This is a genomic window from Bacillus sp. C28GYM-DRY-1, from assembly GCF_030519405.1.
GTDB lineage: Bacteria > Bacillota > Bacilli > Bacillales > Bacillaceae > Bacillus > Bacillus spizizenii_A.
Map to the genome: position 1 here is coordinate 93,024 of NZ_JAUMKF010000010.1, position 17,688 is coordinate 110,711.

Genomic DNA, 17,688 nt, shown 5'->3' on the forward strand with positions numbered 1-17,688 from the left:
AGTTAATTTCCTCCCTTCTTCGCTTCTTTTTCTAACAGCTCAAGCTTATAACTGATAAACCCATATAAGAGCGCCTTGAATTGTCGCGGTGCCTCATATAGTTCTCTTAATTCTGACGGGGCGTATTTGAGCTCATGCATCGCGTAATAAAGATATACAGCCTCTTTGTCCCCGTCCTTTACTAGTTTTTTGCTGTTTCTTCAAGATCTTCGAGATCATCATCAAATCCATTGATTTCAATTGCTTTGTTTAGCCAGTTCGCATACTCACCGCCGACTGAAAGAACACGTTTTGCAACTTCCACCGGATCTTCTGTTTTATAAGCTTCACGTAGTTCCTTAGCTTTAAAGTTCGGGTAAACAGTTGTTTCAACTGCAATGCGAGCATAAAAACGTTGGCTGTCCAACTCCTTTACACGTCCGCGGCCTTTTACATTTTTGTAAGTGGTGTTCTCTTTCTCAAGTTCGTCAATTCGTTCAGTCGTAATTGCTTTGAAAATGAATGGAACAACGTTGCCCTCTTTGTCTACAAACCGTTTAGAAATCGGCACTTTTACTTCTTCAGCTTCGATTGTTTGTCCTGGCATAAAGAATGAAAGATCGTATACTTTTTCGTTTTGTTTTTCACTCATGTCCATTAGCTCCTTTGAAATTAGATTCAATTGATTTAAGCCAACAAAAAAAGACAACCACAAAAATGGTTGTCTAGTGTATAATTATTCCTGTACATTTGCACGGCTAACTCAAAGGTGGTCTGCTGGCTAAATCCCCTGAAAGGGGGTGACGCCTATGTCGACATTTCAAGCGCTTAGTTTAATGCTTGGAACGGGAATGTTTATTCTCGCCTTGTTGACGTATATAGACAAAAAGAAATAGACCACCCTTTGAGGCCTAGGAAACTTCTAGGGTAGGTCCATATCTAAATACACCTATAGCCAGCGCTCCAATGAGGAGCCAGCATTTGTACAGGCCGGAGTGTTGCAGCACTCCGGTATTTTTTTATTTTATGCATTCTAAAGAAAGAAATACATTGATACCAACATCTAATTGATGTTAGTACTGATACTAACTTTAGTATTGGTACTAACGTTAGTACCAATACTAAAGGTCTTTGTATTATTATTACCACTTAATCACAGCGTTATCAAGTGGTAATGTATTAGATTTTCTTGGATTCCACTAGTTTCCCTAGAATTTTTCAAGAAGGATTGAAATGCATTACATGAAATGTATTACAGTTTATTCTTAAAACGTATCCTTTAACTTTTCAGGAACATCAAAGTCCTCAAAAGTAAACGGTACTTCTTCCTCTAATGCTTCAGAATCAACATCAAGCCCAGCGATTTTCGCAGAATCAAAATTCACGTCGTACAAGGTGACTCGTTCAGTGCCACGACCTGAAGAGGCGTCATCCAGAACAGCTTGTAAGGTAAAGTAAGGATCGCTCCCCTTTTTCACATAGTCCATCATAATAAGAACAAATTGAGAAGTCACTTTATAAAAAGTGGCGGTTCCCGTTCCATTTGCTCCAGTCGTTTTGTGCCCCGTCATCCGACGGCCCATGATATTGACCTCGGATTTATTTTTCTCCACATTGGCCTCAAAAGTTTTGATATGGGCCATTTCTTCTCCATTAAGAAACAACCTGCCCTCTTTACCTGAAATGGTGTTTTGCGCTTTTAATGCCATTCCTATTTCACCTCAACATTAAAGTAGAATTTTTCAGCTGCATCCACCGGTTGAACTGCAAGATCAATCAGAAAGCCGTCACGATCATTATTCAGAGCAATTGTAATGTCATTCTCTGAATCAAAATCAGTAATGCCCCCGTTATCTTGAAGAACACTCAAGTATTGAGTAATTAGCGTTTTTACAAACTGCAGTCCGTCATTTGTAGCGGGAACATCACTGCCACTCGCTTTTCGAGACTTGATCAATGCTTTCAGTTGAGTTGTCAGATCGTTATTGATTGCATCAAGTACACGGACAATTTTGTTTTTCTGGAACATCTTATTTTTCTCTGCTGTTAGGCTTGTGAGTGAATTAATGTCCTTTTCAACCGATACTGATTTATCACGAGAATCATAAGTAAACAAGAATTCCCCATTTGACAATCGTTCAACGATTTCGTCGTTGTCAATTCGGTTAAGGACATCTACAGCTCCCTCGTATTCTACAAATGTAAGTGATTGATTAAATGTAGCCCCAGCACTTGCGCCTGCAACCCAAGCAGTAGCTTTTTCAGGAGTGATTTCCGTTCCATCTTCAAGTAGGACACCACCAGTTACATTGATAATACCCTCATGGTCTCCCTTATAATTTGATAGAACACCTTGAACCTTTTGCCCTTGGTTGTCTCTCAGCCGTTTGATAAACGCAACAAACGTTGCTTTTAATTGCTCGTTATCCTCTACAGGTAAAGCGATTGTGTCAAAGTATTCCGTTTCAGCCGCTTCCAAGAAAGCTGTATAATCGGCATTTGTCGGTGTTTTGTCTGTTCCGCCTGACAAGCGGATTCCGGAAGTTGCAGGGAGAGCACCGCTAACATCTTCAGGGGCCGTACCGGTTAACGGAATAGTAACTGTTAAATCTCCTTTCCCAGTAAACGTGACATATTTATTCGGTTTAAGTTCTTCAGCTTTAGACACTGTTTGTTTATCCACTTCAGATTGATCAAGGTAGGTAGTGACATCCACTTTTGAAGAGTCAATAACGTTTTCTGTAATGCTGATAATGATGTCATTTCCTTTAGTACCGCCATAAAGAGCAGTAGCCTTTACACCTTCGCTAATGTCTGCTGAAGCACGAAGACCTTCCGTCAGACGATAAAGCAAGACTGTACTTGCCTTTTTCATCGCCTCACGTAAAAGTAAAAGAGACGGATTATCGATATTTAATCCGACTTTTTTATTCAAGTCCTCGATGGAAGAGATAGAAATGAATTTCTTAACTTCGCCCCAGCTGGAAGCTATCGGCAGCGCAACTGTTCCACGTTCTCCTGCAGAAACACGGTTTTCCGCGGTCGTTTTGAAGTTAAAGTAAATACCGGCACGCTCTTTTTCCTTGCCGGGCGTGAAAGTCCCCCCGTTCATCTATTTGACCTCCTTTTGAAGAAACTGGGTAATCAACTTCTTCGCTTCCGATTTTGTAATACTTGTTTTATGAACATGAAAAAGAGCACCGTCAAACACCTCGGGTCTTACCCCAAAGAGCTCTCGACTGTGCTCTCGCAAATCCTTAATATAAAAAGCATTTTCTGCTTTCTCTTTTTTAATGGCCATCATTTCACCCCACTTTTAAATTTAAAACCATCCATTGAACGCTGTTCTTCCCGCTCATACCAATAGCGGCTCGTCCAGTTTAAGACAATGGTGGCGTAATCGTCTGATACCCGCGTTTCTATTCGAGATAGCCGAATAAAATCCCCCGTATCCTCGCCAGATTCCTGCATGAGCGGAATTATGCCTCTATTGCTTCTAAGTGTATCCGCAATCCTTTCTGCTTCGTTATGAGCCTTCTGTGCGTTTTCGTGAAATAGTTTCACGTTTAAAACATAGGCTTTCTGAAACGTAGATACTGTGTCCGTCCCATCGACCGTGGAAGCCGGTGGAAAGTAAAGAGACGGAACAGCAAAGTCCTGCGGTATTTCTTCTTCATACACTTGAACAGGATAAAGTTTGTATAGATAGCCCATAATTGAACCTACCTCTTGATTCATGGCATCACCGACTTAAAATTTTTCATCAATCCATTGCTGCAGTTTCCGCTCAAGGCTTCTCTCAAACATCAACTGAAATATAGCCATGGCGTTATCCCAAAAGCCAGAACCGTCTACCCATTGGAACTTCAGCAGCATACCGGAATTTCTTTCGGCAGGGTCATATTCGAAACGGTTGCCTTTCCACCGCCCTGGAACCCACCGTCTATCCTGATTTTTAGACGGATCGATAGTAAAGTGCCCGTCATTGACGTATGGGGCGTATTCCAGATTTGTTCCAACATCCAACTTTAAGCTGCCTTTTGTCATTGAAAAGATATTATCCTGGTCACCTTTCTGAAAGGAATTAAGCAAGCGGCGTGTGTCTACCGTCTTCGTCCTGATAATTTCATCTTGAATAATGTCTAGGAACTCAAAACCCATAGCTTCAAGCCACTCCTCGTATTTCCCTTTCAATTCTCCACGAGAAGCACGGTTTAATGACTGAATGAACTGATCAAGACCTTTGATCTTCACAAATATTCAACCTCCCGCACTGCCGTAACTTCCCAATGATGATTCCTGACTTTGCGGGGCTTCTGTAATTTATAAGCAGTACCATCCCAAACCGCCCTGTCATTTACTCGAATATCAGTAGTAGCAGGGAAATGCACAAGGAATGATTGATAAATAGCTACATTCGGTTCTTGTTGGATAATGGACTGACTCTTTTCTGTAAAATAACACGGCTGATTTTCTATGTCCGGCTCATCAGGGTACGAAAAAACCGGTTGAACATCTTCAACCGGCACCCCGAATTTTTGCTTTCTTTTTTCTTTTTTCTCCTGCAGATGGTAAATGTCGCATCTGTGAGTCAATAAAGATTGATAACTCATATTGATCTCATCCGCACTTTCGCTTCAATCCCTTCTAAATCAGGGTCAGACGGTTTCACATAATCTTTTATTAATGCATACACATCAGGTTTTTGAAGAGAACTGCCATCCCCTAGAGTATAAGAATAGTCACCAATTTTTTCAGTTGTATATCCTTTAATAATTGACTCGTCGCCATTTATAAGAGCATAAAACTGCGACAACTTTAATAGGGCTAGTCGAACCGTTTCAGGCAGAGGAATATACTCTGCATCTGAAAAATCATGTCCAACTTTAAGAATGATATCGGCAGTAGCCTCAAGGATATCCTGTTTTAACAACTCGTCAGGTCTGGTCTTTACAGACTCAAAAACTGAATAACTCTTTAATTCATCGGGAGTGATTAATAGCATAGGTCACTCCCCTTTGTTATCTATTTGCTTAAGGATGTAGGCAATTCTTTCATCTGCGTTTTTGAAGTCAGACGGATTGCCACCAAGATTAGAAATAATGGATTCATGCTCTGCTTTGTTCATACCTTTCAATTCCGATACAGTATAATTTATCGGATCATCCTTTTGATTCTTAAGATCTTTATCCAGCACAAAATATGGATTTTCATTTAAATACTCATAGATCTTTTTCGATACTGTTTGACTGACATCTGCTCGAAAGGTTATTCCCATCACATTGTATGTTTTGCCTTTAATAAGCTTTGCAGTATACACGCCAGACCACCTACTCCTTCACTTTCACAATCTTGGCTACTGCGTCTTCTTCTTCAAAAACACTATCCAATTTTGCTGTCAAAACAATGATAAACATACGGCGACGGATGTCTTTATCTACTTCAATCCGAATGTTACGAGAGAATCCGAGAATAATATTCTTCGGATGAGTAAGGATGATATCAGAAACATCAGTGGCTGTATCTCCCTCTCCAATCGTATAGGGTTGTAAGTTCGCAATCCCTTTGACAGGAACACCAAAAGCAGAAGAAAGGCCTCCTTGAACAGCTGCATCCCCTAGGGTCGTTTGACGATCCGCTACACGGTCTTTCCATTCAACCTCAATACCAGGCGATGTATAGAATCGGAACTCCTGTGGGATTCGCAAGTATTTAGGAGGTACAGCTTTGTACCCTTGCTTAAAGGTTTGCCGGGTCAATTCCTCACCTGCAGCATCAACAATGTGAGATGTAGCTTTTTTTCTGATGCCATCTAATTGTGCAAGATATGAGTCGGATGAAGATGTATCTCCATTTACAAGCAACTCTTCAATATCAACCGCAGCACGCTCAGCTATCATTTGCATAATTGTATTTTGAAGACCATCTTTTTCGATATTGTTTTCAAGTGTGTCATAGGTAATGTTAACTTCAGCAATAACTTCTTTTGTGCTTAAGTTAACTGTGCTAGTTGATGGAACTGATTTTTGATCTTTAGTTAACGCAACTCCCTCTTGGGCTGCCCTTAAAATACGCTGACCAAAACCGATCTTCTCGATTTTCTGTGTGTCATGGTCCATTTGAATAACACGCGCATCTCTTAAAATAGTTGGCGTATCTTGAACCATTCGAATAAAAGTTGAAGCTTGAGTAGGGTTCATAATCCCGCCGCTCTCTAAAGTAGAAAGCGTCATTTCTGCTTTATTAATAACCTCTTGATTTCTCATTCGTATCCTCCTTATACATTAAAACAACCCTGACCAGATTGATTTTTGAACTTGTTCAGAACCTGATTCTTCAGTTTGCTTAGATGTTCCGCGACTTTTTTCGATTGCTTCAATACGATCAGCGAGCGGTTGAACAGCATCAGTAATAGCTTTTTTCAACTTCTCAGCTTCTTTTTCAGCCGCTTCTTCTGTTTTTTCTTTATCTTTCTTTTTAGGATCTTCTTCTTTTTCTAGATCTGCCAGCCGCTTCTCAATCGGTTCTAAAGCGGCTTGAATTGATTTCGTTACTTCCTCCGAAGTCATTTCTTCTTCCCCCTCTTCTGTTTCTACCTGACTTAGTAAATTACCAAGGGCAGCATGAGCATTCTTAATTTCTTGTAGGTTTGAAGCGGAAAACTTTCTGCCCGCCTTTGTAACTGGCTCTTCATATGATTGCTGTTGTTTTCCAACAAAAAAGTTTTTGAGCAAATTAAAAAGCCCTTTCTCATCTGTTTTCACTTGAGAAACGGGCTTTTCATCTTGTAATTCGATTGTCTCAGCTGTACCAGCCATTGAATAACCGGTAATTTCACCTTTTTTGATTTGCTCCCATATTTCTTCAGAAGCCTTTGTAACGAGGACCCATGAGCCCTTTCTGATAGTTTCCCCATTCATTAAAAAGTCGGCAGGCGCGACATAGGACTCAACCACCTCGCCAACACCACCCTGAAAATCATGTTGCTTATCAATTTTACGGGCATCTTTCAGGAATCCATGAGCGGCCTTTTCAATTTCTGCAGCAGTCATGAAATCACCGTGGGCGTCCACTGTGTTCGGTTCATAAACAATACCGTAAACAAGTTTCTGCTCGTCTGCTTCTTTCGCAAGAACCTTGACCTCTTTTTGAAAGTCCGGCTGTTTTTCTGATTTCATAAAAAAGAACTGCTTTTGATTAGCAGCCTTGTCGACATAAGAAACATGTGTGATTTTTGCGTTTACCAATTCTCTTGGCATGTTGTTCACCTCCTTCCAAATATTAAAAACGCCACTAAGGATTTAATGGCGTTAGAAGTGTACTAAATTTTAAAAAGAAGACAGATACATCCCTTTATAACTCCCAGCTCAACCTAGAGCTTCTATACCGTGTGTATAGTTATATGAAACACACATTTACACTTTTTCTACTTCTTCAAATTTTATTGTTTTTATAAACTGTATCGTGGCTAAAGTGTTTAGAAGTCTCAAGGCGTCGGCTTTTCCCCAATGTTGGGGATTATCTCTTCCATGAAGGATCCAATTTCTATTAATCATAGGCTGTCTTTCTTCATCAAATAAATGTGTTTTGAAGAGCTTGTCCTCAAAGAAATAAAAAATAGAATACGATGCAATCGCTAAATATTTATCGCTCTCATCAATCTTGTCTTTAAATTCACTCATCAATTTCATCCCGACTTTTAAACTCTCCGTTAACTCGCTCATTTCACCTTCAATAATTGTGATGAGTGTAGGGATAGATATCCTAAATCCACCTTCCACATATAATTCAAACGAGTGCTCGATAAGTTCTTTCCACCTATCACCTAGACCTTCCAATAAAACTTCTTTTAGTCCGTCAAGTTGCTTATAGTTATCTCTTTCATAATATGACACAAAGGTATTATCTAATTCCTTTTGATCGCAACCTAGGAATGCATCATCCAGATAAAATTGTATTGGAATTTCTTCAGTTAGAGTCCATCCATGACGAGAGTTATGATATGTAATTTTTTCAATTCTCGCATAATCAATTGTAATCTTTGGCAATTGCAAATTGATTTTAGGAAATGTTGGAATTGTCATTTCTTTAGCAGAAGATGCCATCTTCATTACCTTTTGAATTCTGTGAGCGTGATTAGTATGAACCATCTTTTCAAACGCTTTACGTTGTGCCATTAGCGACTCAAATCTTTTTCTTGGTAAATTTATTTTTCGGTGAAGAGAATGAATCTGAGAGGACATGCTGGTGGCCTTAAGAAGTTCACTATTTCTCTTCTCCATTTCTTCAAAAACCTTTGCGATCTGACTATAATAATTCAACCGCTTCACCTTCCGTTTTTTAGTAACGAGGTAATTATACTATTTTATTCCATGTTTGCTAAGGCTTCTCTCCGAATCTCTTTTTTTTCCTCGGCTGATAATCCTAAAATCTCGTTATCTACCACAGGCGATAAAACACAATGGCAGTTAACCCGCTCCCCCGCTGAAAGTTTAGGATCCCTCGGGAACATGCAAGTCTCGCTGCTACCTGGTATCTGAAATTCTTCATCTATTCCAATTACAGTGCCATCAAGATTGATGTGATTCTCACGCGGGTTGTTTTTCTTCCCTCCACTGTGTCGCCACTTCTTTTTCTTTACTGCCGGCGATTGCGCATAAGATTCATGCTGAGCGACAGAGGAAGCGGCAAGCACTTCAGTAATGGCTGTGGTACGGGCCCGCTCTCTATCAAATTGAGGCATTTCTTTGAGAGTCAATTCAATGTCCTGTATAGATGATCCGTTCTCGATAGCATCAGTCAACACGTTTTCCACAGCTTCATGAGTGTTTAACTTCATGATCTCAGCCAGCTTCTTTGACCAATCCTTAATCCAATTAATCGTACGGTTAGACAAGACTTTAAAAGGAACTTCTGGATCTATAGAGTCCATTATAACTTCGGCCAGCTCTTCAATGGTTTGTTGCAGGAACCCCTCAGTCAGTTCCTGAAATTCTTCCTCGAAATCATCCTCAGCAAATAAGTTTTGCGTAAAAAACACTAAAAGGGCTTCTAACGTCTCATTTGAGTCTTTGCTTACAAAACCTTTAAGACCATCTAAAAGCTTCTTAAGCTGGCGCCTGAGTAATCTAGCGATGCCTTTTTCATATTCCTCCACATACTTGGGTATATTAGATTTGCCAGGAAAATCAGGTACCATCTCCCCCAATTGTTTATACTGATTTTCCTCGGCTTTTAGAATGAATGCGTTCAGACTCTCCAACAGCTTATCCGTTTTGTTCATCTCTTCAGATCCTCTAGAACATCCCGCATATCTTTTAATAACCCGATCATATCAGGAGTACCGGTCTTAGATTTAAACAGCGCAGCCAAAGGATCAGAAGCGGGCGCAGCTGTATTTTTACCTATCGGCCTATTGTATTCTTCCTCAGGCCATTCCTCAAGCGTCTTACCAAGAACTCTCCCAGCTAAATCACGTAGATCATTCGGAGAAACTGCACCAGCTGTTATAAACGGTGTTAAAACCTTAGCAATCTCAAGCGGGTCTCTAAAGTCTGGCCCTTTCAACATAAGACGAACCTTATGAATTTCAAGGTCATTTAGAAATAAAGCATTTAGTTTACCTGTGATTAATTTTCTTTCTGGCTGAAAGACTTGTTCCTCAGTAATCTTCCTTGCTGTATCTGCAGTCGCTCTGTTGTAATCTTGAGCTTCACCTGTATAAAGTGGAGGCAAACGAAAAGCCGATCTAATTTTGTCTCGGCTCTTTTGGTCATATTCAAGAAACAAGGCATCTTCTTGAAGGATCTCAGCAAGTGATTTAATATCGACTTTCACGGGAGCAATCTCTTCATCACCATGAATGTTTTTCCCCTTCGCTATGCCTTCCGCTTCAAGTAAAAGAAACTTATGTGCGTTCTCCACTCCTTCAAGCCCATTCATGTAATCCTGCAATTGTGTGTATGAGTCCTCCGACAACATTCCGTTTTCAATTGTAATGGCAGCGGGAATATGTCTACCTTGCTTGAAGTACATAAAGTTCAGCTCTTCAGCTTTACGAGCACCATACAAATTAACAATATGGCCAATCCATCTGGGCTTTCCATAAGTACCGCTTCCTATCTTGAAATGAACCACTTCATTTGCTCGTTTTTCGAATGGAGTTTGTGCATCATATTGGCCTGTCTCTAAATTTAAGACTCGTGGGTCGCCGTATTCCTTAAAGTAAACCATACGCCCGTCAATCATCTGAACATACTTACGAAATCGTTTCTCTCTTTTGATTGATTTCATTTGTCCTTGTTCGAAGTACGTAAAATCAACTTCGATTGGTTCAGACAGTTTGCAAACCCTAACATTTTGAACGTCCATATATTCAATACCGGCTGGCTTATTTTCACCGTTTCGAATGACCTCAATAAAGCCATTGCCCGTCTTTTCTCTATCTTCAATAACAAATCCGAGTAAAGTCTCAGCTGACTCATCAAAGTGAAGATATTTAACGAACTCTTCAAGCTTTGTCCATTCACTTTCAGCTTCTATTTTTTCTTCATTTGTCACATCTGGCGAATTCACATCAAACGAATACTCAAAATCAAATCCAAAGCCCACAATATTTGTCCTGTAGGCATCAACACATTGCTGTAAGATTGTTGAATACTCAGCAATCATCTTTAATTCCTTTAGGTTATACGGAGGCGGTAAAATATTACTGTCATAACTGTCCGCAAATTCATCTTCATAAATTTGTTTAGTCGATTCAGTAGGTGGAGAGGCTTTGATCACTCGTGCTTTAACAGATTGTTTTGACATGCTTTACCTCCTTCCTGGTCTTGATCTTTGTGGTCTTCCTTTAGATTCTTCTTTCAAATCAGTTACCTCATAATCATCGAGAGCGTACCAGATAGCTGATAGTGTATGCGGGTCTATAGTAAACTCGTCTTCTATGATGTTCCCCAGCTTATCGGTAGCATAAGTGAGCGGTTTTAGTTCATAAATCGTGTTCTCGCAACGATCAGAGCAAATGATCTTCTTGAACCGTTTGATCTTCTTTGTGTATTGGAGACGTGATCCTTGATACTTTCGGGCACCTACCATATTGAAACCGTGTTTCTGAAAATAACGTATTGTTTTGGGCTCTGCTGAATCCGCCTTGATTAATTCCTTAGTCTCTGCAAATTCCTTGAGTTCTTCGGCTGTCTTATCATCCGTCAGTCCATTTTTGTAATACTCCCAGTAGATATAGAGATATTTCTTCTCGTGATCCACAGCAACTCTAACAACGGCGTTATACGATTCCACAAAGCCAAAATCCATACCAACCCGTTTAAGAGGGCGGTTAATATCAGCGATTTCCTTCAAAACCTCTTCATGTGGTCGCTCTTCAAACTGCGGTAGTACCCGAATTCCATTCACGCCAAAATGACCTTTCCGCGCAATTCGGTAAAGGTCTGGATCGTATTCCTTCAATTCTTCAAGTTGCTGGACATAGCTTTCTGGCAGGAAAAGATTATCATCTGCCGTTGAGTGATGATAATAGGTGTCGTTGCTAACGATTATCCGCTTTTCATAAAGTTCCTTATCATCCAGTACAAAGCGCTTCTCCCTATCATCCTTGAAGAAATGCTTAAAAGTCCAATTGTCCTCTCCAACTGGATTTGTTGATAATATCATGTGAAGCGGCAAAGTCGGGTGACGAAGACGTCCTAGAAGCTCCTTGAATCCCTCATACTTCACTTCAGAACATTCCTCAATCCAAATGAGCGAAATATTATTGATTGATTTCAGTTTGGCTGGCTTATCCATCCCTTTAAAGATGATTCTGCTGCCATTTGAAAAACGAATCTGCATTGGAGATGATACGCACCTAACAATTTGACCTAATTTCAGATCACTTACAAGTTCATCAAAAAGAGAAAATGTTGAGTCCCTATGTGTGTCGTATACCTCTCTGATAACGAGTGCAGTACGCTTTTCTTTGAGCAATTTCAGAACAATCTTCAAAGCAACATGATAGCTTTTGGATGATCCATAACCACCAACGAGAAACTGAAACTTTTGATTCCAATCAAAGAGAAATTCTTTAAAATGAGGGTTTACTTGTTTAATCATTTATCATCACTCTTGTTTACAATGGTGATTTCAAAAGGTTTATCTTCTTCTGTTAATTCTTCAATCTCTAATTTTTTCTTGTTGATATTTAAGCGCATATGCTCCAATTTAAGGCGTCGTTCGTCTTCCGAATGGGCTAATTCATCAAACTGTTTAATTAAGTTCCTGAGCTCTGCCATTGCCCGAGATTGAGCGTTCAAGAATGTGGCATGACGATCCCAAGAAAATTGGAATTCGTATTCTTCCTCTTCGACTTCGTTAGTCTCAGATAGCACAGACTTTTTCTTTTTCAGTTCCTTAATCATTTCCTGCTTATCAGAAACGAACATGATTTTTTGCGCCCTTATAATTGCGGCATATTGAATCTGTATCTGATCCCATATCATATCGACAGGTGAGCGCTCCTGAATCTCTTCCATGATGGATAGTGTTTCTTCTGGCAGGAATTTCGAGTAAAATCCATGAGTTGCAGCGTTTTGATTTCTATGTGGTGCTCCTCCGTTGTTTCCTAATGCATTTTTGTTACCTAATGGTGCACCAACTTTTTTTGTGTGCACACCTTTTTTTAAGGGTGCACCCTTTTTTCTTTGCCAACCATGCCGCTGTTTCCATGATTTAATGGTGTTCACAGATACTCCATATTTCTCGGCAAGGTCCTTGTATTTCATACCTTTGAGGTAATCCCTATACGCCTGTAAATGCTTTTCAATCATCTACATCCATCGCTGCCTCCTTTGAATTGAGTTGTTTTGAGAAATCAAAGAAAAAAGCGCCTACTAGGCGCCAAGATTATCTTCAGTTTTTAATTCTTCCTCAAGATCTTCCACGACACTGTCCAATACTTCATCGTAAAGTTGGTACATCCTAGTAACCCTGTGGTTTTGTACTAGTATTTTACTTACAATCATGAGGCCTGTAATAAGTAGAGTGCCACCATTAACGTAATTAATGATACTGTCACTAATATGATTGAAACTGTCCTTAAAAATATTTTTTATAAAATCCATAACCTCTGGCTTCAAAATCAAACCAGAGATTAAACCTAAAATAATACCAATCGATGTATTAGTTAAATACTCTAGAACTTTTTTGGCAGAGCTGGATTTATAGTATATCCTTAGCAACTTTACCTTTTTCAAAACTTTTTTTTCATCAATTTTAACATTTTCATCATTTTCGTTGTTCTGATCATTTCTTGCCCAATCAATAATTTTTATTTTTAGATTATGAACTGCTTCAATAACTTCATTTATATCGGAATACTCATGTAAAAACCCCTCATATTTAATATCTCTTTCTAACTTACTACCTTTTTTGTTTCTCCTAAAATACATAAAAGTAAGCCACCAGTATAAGGCTGAAAAGAAAAATAAATGAACAAATATAAACATTGTATATTGTAATATTGATTCTCTGTATTGAGAGAAAATGATTGCTAAAATTATTCCTATTGAAAATTCCCATAAAAGATATTGAGCATATCTGAGTGATAAATTTCGATATGGTACAAACAAAAATTTAAAAATCGCTTTTATGACAACCCATAAGTAAAAGACCAATTGCTTTAAAATATTCACCTAATTCCTCCTACAACTTCAAACAACTCTATGGCACCTAATTATTTTCTGCTCTTTATGTAATCTTCTTTACTGATACCTAAAAGCTCCGCAGAATGCTCATCTGCTGATTGTTCTAAATGATGCATTTGATATTTAACGAATTCTTCTTCAGTAAATACCTTTTTGTCGATGAGAATATCAATTAGAGCTTCTATTGTGCATTGACGGTTTACCGATCCGCCTGCTAACTGTTCTAACAAATGTTGCTGATTAACATTAATTGTTCTTGTCATGTTTTCACCCCCTACCTTAATATCGGCAAGAGATTATGACAAAGAATATTTCGCAGAATTTGTCGAACGATTACGCATTACATAAATCCTTTTTTATATTAAAATTATTCCAAGCTTTTGTAAGCTAGGTGAGCGCGGCTCTCACGGTTAATCCGAACAAGTCGAAATCCTTACTCGCCTAGAGGGGGGTGTGGTTATGGAAATCCACATCAAAATTTCCCGAGAGTTTGCAGTCGCTATTTTGATTGCAATCGCTCATGCCTTTCTCCGTTAGGAGAGAGGTTTTTTGTTTTTTAATTTATTTCTAACGCGAATGATTAAACGATCCGCGCCGACCTGCCTCCCATTTTACACCACAGATTTTTTCGGATTCAACAAAGGCTCAAAGTGGCAATCTTGGCATAATTGACTGATCAACTCGTCTTTCATTTTGCGTACAGTTTCCCGTGAAATGCCAAGGTGAAGGCCAATAGCACGGTAACTCATCCCCTCCATCATGCAATCATAAATTACTTTATGCTGCTCCCCTTTGATCTTTTCAGCCCCTAATTCAACTGCATATACTCGCTCCTCATAATCCTTGAGCCGTTTGAAAAGACGTTCCTCTCTCAAATCCATTTGCCGCAATTCTGCCTGACTCTTCCCGGGACTTCCTTTTGGCATAGCTGCTTCTAATCCATATTGTGCAACGCCCCAATTTTTCATGGGAATTACTGAACCGTAGAGTACCCTCTGCAATCGATGAACCTCTTTCACCATCCAGTGATAGCTATTGATTAGATTTTCAATTTCTTTTCGATTCATGAAAGTATCCTCCTTTTCCAAATAAAAAACGGACACCAAACAAACAGTGTAATACTGTAAGTTTAGTGTCCGCAGGCTTTCCGTCTTGGACTTTTGGTTTGTTTATAAGAATTTAGGATTTAATAATCTTTCAATCTTTTTCTTTTCTTTCTCTAAAACCTCTTGGTCCTTAAAATAAACTTTAAGAGTTAGTGAATCTGTAAACATAAACACCTTATCTCCATCAGCAAAAAATAGATACTTATTATTTCTCGCAGCCATCTTACCTAATGTTGAAAAATCACCTAAATCATCGATTTTATAACCTCTACTTATTTCAACCAAGGTCGCCATATCATCATACAAATCATTAGATGATAAAAATTCCTTGTATTCTTTATATACAGGAGCTAGTTCATCTTCCTCAATATCTTCTAAATCAATTTCTCCTTCCCAATCATTGCTCAAATACGGAGTAACAATTGTTTGGTTGAAAGTTGATAAATAAGGAGAAATCCATTGAAAAAATTTATTTTCAATATCTATCCACTGTTGTTTAGAGATCTTAATATCAGAATACTCATTATCAACCGATTCAAAACCAAATGAATCATAAAAGTCTTTTATTTCAACAATGTCTTCTGGGAGACCAATAACAAGTTGATGGTGATTCTCTTCTTCATTTTCCCAATTAAAAAATTGATATTGAGACAGAACACTTAATAGTTTTGATGTTTCTAATTTCATTTTTTCCACCTATTTAGATAAAATTTTTCCTTTACCGTCAAGTGAAGCGACACGTTTCCCACTTTTGTCTTTCAGTTTCCATTTACGTCCACCATGTCCGGCATTATCTTTTTCGATTGTCCAACCTGTTTTTGGATTCTTATAAGCTTTTTTACCTTTAACCTTTTGATTAAACGCTCCTAAATCTACACGGGAGTCACTTTCTAACAATCTTCCTGGGATATCAAATCTTAAAACTGATCTATGGTGAGACCAAAGAGATTTTACACCCAGATAGCCTAAATAAATTGCTGCTGCCCCTATTACAACTTCTCCTACGCCTGGAATAGCAACTGCTGCTAATGCAATTGGTGTATTACCAGTCGGATCATAGTATCTTAACGGGTTGTTATTTGCATAATTATAACCATTCTGTGTGACTAACTGGTCCTCTGTACCGTACCAGGCATCCCTTGATAAAAAGACCGCAGTAGAAGGGTTATAGTACCGGTTTTCTAGATAGTATAATCCAGTTTCTTTATCATATTTATAACCAGCATAATTGATATCATTATCTTTAGCATAGTAACCAGTTTGTTCAGTTATATTTCCCCATGAATCGTACTTATAGTTTGCAACTACTTGCCCTTTTTCATCAGTGATTTCAATCACATCACCTCTTAAATTATGGTGATAATAAAAGGTTTGATTTTCACTGAAGTCTTTGACACTATTAACTTCTCCATTTTTCAAGTATGTATAATACTTTGTAATGTTATGATTTGCATCAGTTTCATAAATAACTTTGTTATTACTGTCATCATACACATAATTGGTAACTTCGTCACCTACTTGCTTTTGTATCCTTCTGCTATACTCATCATATTTGTATTTGATATTCTCGCCAGATTTTTTGTTAGTTACTTCAACAAGACGTCCTGCTTCATCCCAAGTAAATTTAAAGGTATCATTTTCAATCAACTGACCGTTGTCATTGTATGAACTTCCTTGTGATTCAAATTGGTTCAATTTATTAAAAGTATAGCCGTTTAATGTTACTTTACCAGTTTTCCTGTCAGTAACTTCCTTACTAATACGGTTCCCTTTTACATCGTAAGAATATTTAATGATTTGGTCCTTAGAGGTTTCTTGTAAAAGTTGATTATTATCATCATACTTATATTCTATTTGATCATCTTTTGTTGTATCAGAAACTATATTACCTTTTTCATCATATTCATATTTATCGCTGCTTAAAACATTTCCTGCTTTATCAAAAACAGTTTTCTCCGTCATAACTCCCTGTTCGTTATAAGTAAGCGACTCTCTTAGACCATTCTTATAAGAATAACTTATTGGCTGACCTTGATCATTATATTCAATATCAGTTTTACTGTCTTCTGATGCTATGCTAATTAAGTTGTTTTCCTCGTCATATTTATGATTTTCATTAATATCATTAGACTTATTCTTTACTTTAATTGAACTCAGAGCTAATTGATTATACTCCCAGGAGATGTCTCCATCATCAGTATGTAATTCTCTTAATCTTGATAAATCATCTAAAGTAGTGACTTTATTTAGCCCCTGCTCCTTATTTTGGACAGCATAATCAGTTAATTCACTACCAACTACTGTTCCATCATCTTCTTTTTCCCCGGCTTCCTTATCTACGTAATTAGATTTTTCCACAGTGTACTTATCAGTTTTATTTAGACTTAGGGAACTGACCTCTCCATCATCATCAAGGTTAAATTTTATTTCATCCTTTTCTGGATTTTTAATTTTTACAACTTGTCCGGCTTCGTTATATGCATATTCCGTAACATTTTTATCAAAATCAATTATTTTAACTACTTGATTTTGATCATTATACTCATAAGTAAGTTCATTAATAACTTTATTATTTTTGTCTTTTGTTGTTTCTTTAATAATATTTCCTTTATCATCATAGGTATAATATAACTTTGCTCCAGAATCGTCATATGTCTCTACTAACTTTTTGTTTAATTCTTCTGCATTGGCATAAGATGTTCCAACTCCTGTAACAAACATAGATGTTGATAGAGCAACGAGTGTTAACTTTGAAGCGAAATGAGTCTTTTTACTCACTAAAATTCCTCCTCTATGTAATTCAACCTATATATTTATATTACATCTCTGAATATTTTTCCATTTTTTTCGAACGACAAAATTCGACACTCGCACTCTTGAAACAACATCTTTATGAAAAATTT

Annotated in this window: 23 protein-coding genes; 1 reads left to right on the forward strand and 22 read right to left on the reverse strand. The window is 38.1% G+C overall.

Annotated features, from left to right (window positions below):
- Positions 1-2: 2 nt before the first annotated feature.
- Together Q3W56_RS11645 and Q3W56_RS11650 are read right to left on the reverse strand one after the other, a co-directional pair.
- A complete protein-coding gene (locus tag Q3W56_RS11645) occupies positions 3-140 on the reverse strand; it encodes a hypothetical protein (RefSeq protein WP_095432542.1) in 138 nt (45 codons plus the stop codon).
- A 41-nt stretch (positions 141-181) separates the two neighbouring features.
- A complete protein-coding gene (locus Q3W56_RS11650; RefSeq protein ID WP_095432541.1) occupies positions 182-631 on the reverse strand; it encodes a phage tail assembly chaperone in 450 nt (149 codons plus the stop codon).
- 157 nt (positions 632-788) lie between these two features.
- Here Q3W56_RS11650 and Q3W56_RS21025 point away from each other — a divergent pair, with 157 nt between their 5' ends.
- Entirely contained in the window at positions 789-875 is an 87-nt protein-coding gene (locus tag Q3W56_RS21025) for a putative holin-like toxin (protein WP_106610765.1), read from the forward strand.
- A 369-nt stretch (positions 876-1,244) separates the two neighbouring features.
- Here Q3W56_RS21025 and Q3W56_RS11655 read toward each other — a convergent pair whose 3' ends face one another.
- The 20 genes from Q3W56_RS11655 to Q3W56_RS11750 all read right to left on the reverse strand — a co-directional run bounded on the left by Q3W56_RS11655 (position 1,245) and on the right by Q3W56_RS11750 (position 17,563).
- Complete coding sequence (locus Q3W56_RS11655; RefSeq protein ID WP_095432540.1) at positions 1,245-1,688, reverse strand: phage tail tube protein; 444 nt, start codon at positions 1,686-1,688, stop codon at positions 1,245-1,247.
- Positions 1,689-1,690: 2 nt separating this feature from the next.
- Positions 1,691-3,091 carry a phage tail sheath family protein gene (locus Q3W56_RS11660; RefSeq protein WP_302895572.1) on the reverse strand — a complete coding sequence of 467 codons (1,401 nt, stop codon included), beginning with the start codon at positions 3,089-3,091 and terminating at the stop codon, positions 1,691-1,693.
- On the reverse strand, positions 3,092-3,283 hold the full coding sequence (locus Q3W56_RS11665) for a YqzN/YkzM domain-containing protein (RefSeq protein WP_302895573.1): 192 nt from the start codon (positions 3,281-3,283) through the stop codon (positions 3,092-3,094). It abuts the gene before it with no gap.
- The gene (locus Q3W56_RS11670) at positions 3,280-3,717 is read right to left on the reverse strand and encodes a phage tail terminator family protein (protein WP_268320496.1); all 438 of its coding nucleotides are present in this window, start codon (positions 3,715-3,717) and stop codon (positions 3,280-3,282) included. Before Q3W56_RS11670 ends, Q3W56_RS11665 begins: the two co-directional genes overlap by 4 nt.
- A gap of 12 nt (positions 3,718-3,729) precedes the next feature.
- Entirely contained in the window at positions 3,730-4,233 is a 504-nt protein-coding gene (locus Q3W56_RS11675) for an HK97 gp10 family phage protein (protein ID WP_302895574.1), read from the reverse strand.
- Complete coding sequence (locus Q3W56_RS11680) at positions 4,230-4,592, reverse strand: YqbH/XkdH family protein (protein ID WP_302895575.1); 363 nt, start codon at positions 4,590-4,592, stop codon at positions 4,230-4,232. The genes Q3W56_RS11675 and Q3W56_RS11680 overlap by 4 nt, the downstream gene beginning before the upstream one ends.
- Entirely contained in the window at positions 4,589-4,984 is a 396-nt protein-coding gene (yqbG, locus tag Q3W56_RS11685; RefSeq protein WP_302895576.1) for a protein YqbG, read from the reverse strand. Before yqbG ends, Q3W56_RS11680 begins: the two co-directional genes overlap by 4 nt.
- Positions 4,985-4,987: 3 nt before the next feature.
- Complete coding sequence (locus Q3W56_RS11690) at positions 4,988-5,299, reverse strand: YqbF domain-containing protein (protein ID WP_302895577.1); 312 nt, start codon at positions 5,297-5,299, stop codon at positions 4,988-4,990.
- A 10-nt stretch (positions 5,300-5,309) separates the two neighbouring features.
- Positions 5,310-6,245 carry a phage major capsid protein gene (locus Q3W56_RS11695; protein WP_302895578.1) on the reverse strand — a complete coding sequence of 312 codons (936 nt, stop codon included), beginning with the start codon at positions 6,243-6,245 and terminating at the stop codon, positions 5,310-5,312.
- An 18-nt stretch (positions 6,246-6,263) separates the two neighbouring features.
- Positions 6,264-7,238: an XkdF-like putative serine protease domain-containing protein gene (locus Q3W56_RS11700; protein ID WP_302895579.1), complete on the reverse strand. Its 975-nt coding sequence runs from the start codon at positions 7,236-7,238 to the stop codon at positions 6,264-6,266.
- Positions 7,239-7,394: 156 nt separating this feature from the next.
- A complete protein-coding gene (locus tag Q3W56_RS11705; protein ID WP_302895581.1) occupies positions 7,395-8,300 on the reverse strand; it encodes a hypothetical protein in 906 nt (301 codons plus the stop codon).
- A gap of 44 nt (positions 8,301-8,344) precedes the next feature.
- A complete protein-coding gene (locus Q3W56_RS11710) occupies positions 8,345-9,262 on the reverse strand; it encodes a phage head morphogenesis protein (protein WP_302895582.1) in 918 nt (305 codons plus the stop codon).
- Positions 9,259-10,791: a phage portal protein gene (locus Q3W56_RS11715; protein ID WP_302895583.1), complete on the reverse strand. Its 1,533-nt coding sequence runs from the start codon at positions 10,789-10,791 to the stop codon at positions 9,259-9,261. Before Q3W56_RS11715 ends, Q3W56_RS11710 begins: the two co-directional genes overlap by 4 nt.
- Positions 10,792-10,794: 3 nt before the next feature.
- A complete protein-coding gene (locus tag Q3W56_RS11720) occupies positions 10,795-12,090 on the reverse strand; it encodes a PBSX family phage terminase large subunit (RefSeq protein ID WP_302895584.1) in 1,296 nt (431 codons plus the stop codon).
- Positions 12,087-12,803: a phage terminase small subunit gene (gene terS, locus Q3W56_RS11725; RefSeq protein ID WP_144459311.1), complete on the reverse strand. Its 717-nt coding sequence runs from the start codon at positions 12,801-12,803 to the stop codon at positions 12,087-12,089. The genes Q3W56_RS11720 and terS overlap by 4 nt, the downstream gene beginning before the upstream one ends.
- 63 nt (positions 12,804-12,866) lie before the next feature.
- Entirely contained in the window at positions 12,867-13,667 is an 801-nt protein-coding gene (locus Q3W56_RS11730) for a hypothetical protein (protein WP_095252414.1), read from the reverse strand.
- A 41-nt stretch (positions 13,668-13,708) separates the two neighbouring features.
- Complete coding sequence (locus Q3W56_RS11735; protein WP_046663735.1) at positions 13,709-13,942, reverse strand: hypothetical protein; 234 nt, start codon at positions 13,940-13,942, stop codon at positions 13,709-13,711.
- 348 nt (positions 13,943-14,290) lie between these two features.
- Positions 14,291-14,746, reverse strand: coding sequence for an RNA polymerase sigma factor (locus tag Q3W56_RS11740; protein ID WP_302895585.1), 456 nt, complete (start codon positions 14,744-14,746; stop codon positions 14,291-14,293).
- A gap of 102 nt (positions 14,747-14,848) precedes the next feature.
- On the reverse strand, positions 14,849-15,472 hold the full coding sequence (locus Q3W56_RS11745; protein WP_095252416.1) for a hypothetical protein: 624 nt from the start codon (positions 15,470-15,472) through the stop codon (positions 14,849-14,851).
- Positions 15,473-15,481: 9 nt separating this feature from the next.
- Positions 15,482-17,563, reverse strand: a complete 2,082-nt coding sequence (locus tag Q3W56_RS11750) for an RHS repeat domain-containing protein (RefSeq protein ID WP_095252417.1) — start codon at positions 17,561-17,563, stop codon at positions 15,482-15,484.
- Positions 17,564-17,688: the final 125 nt, after the last annotated feature.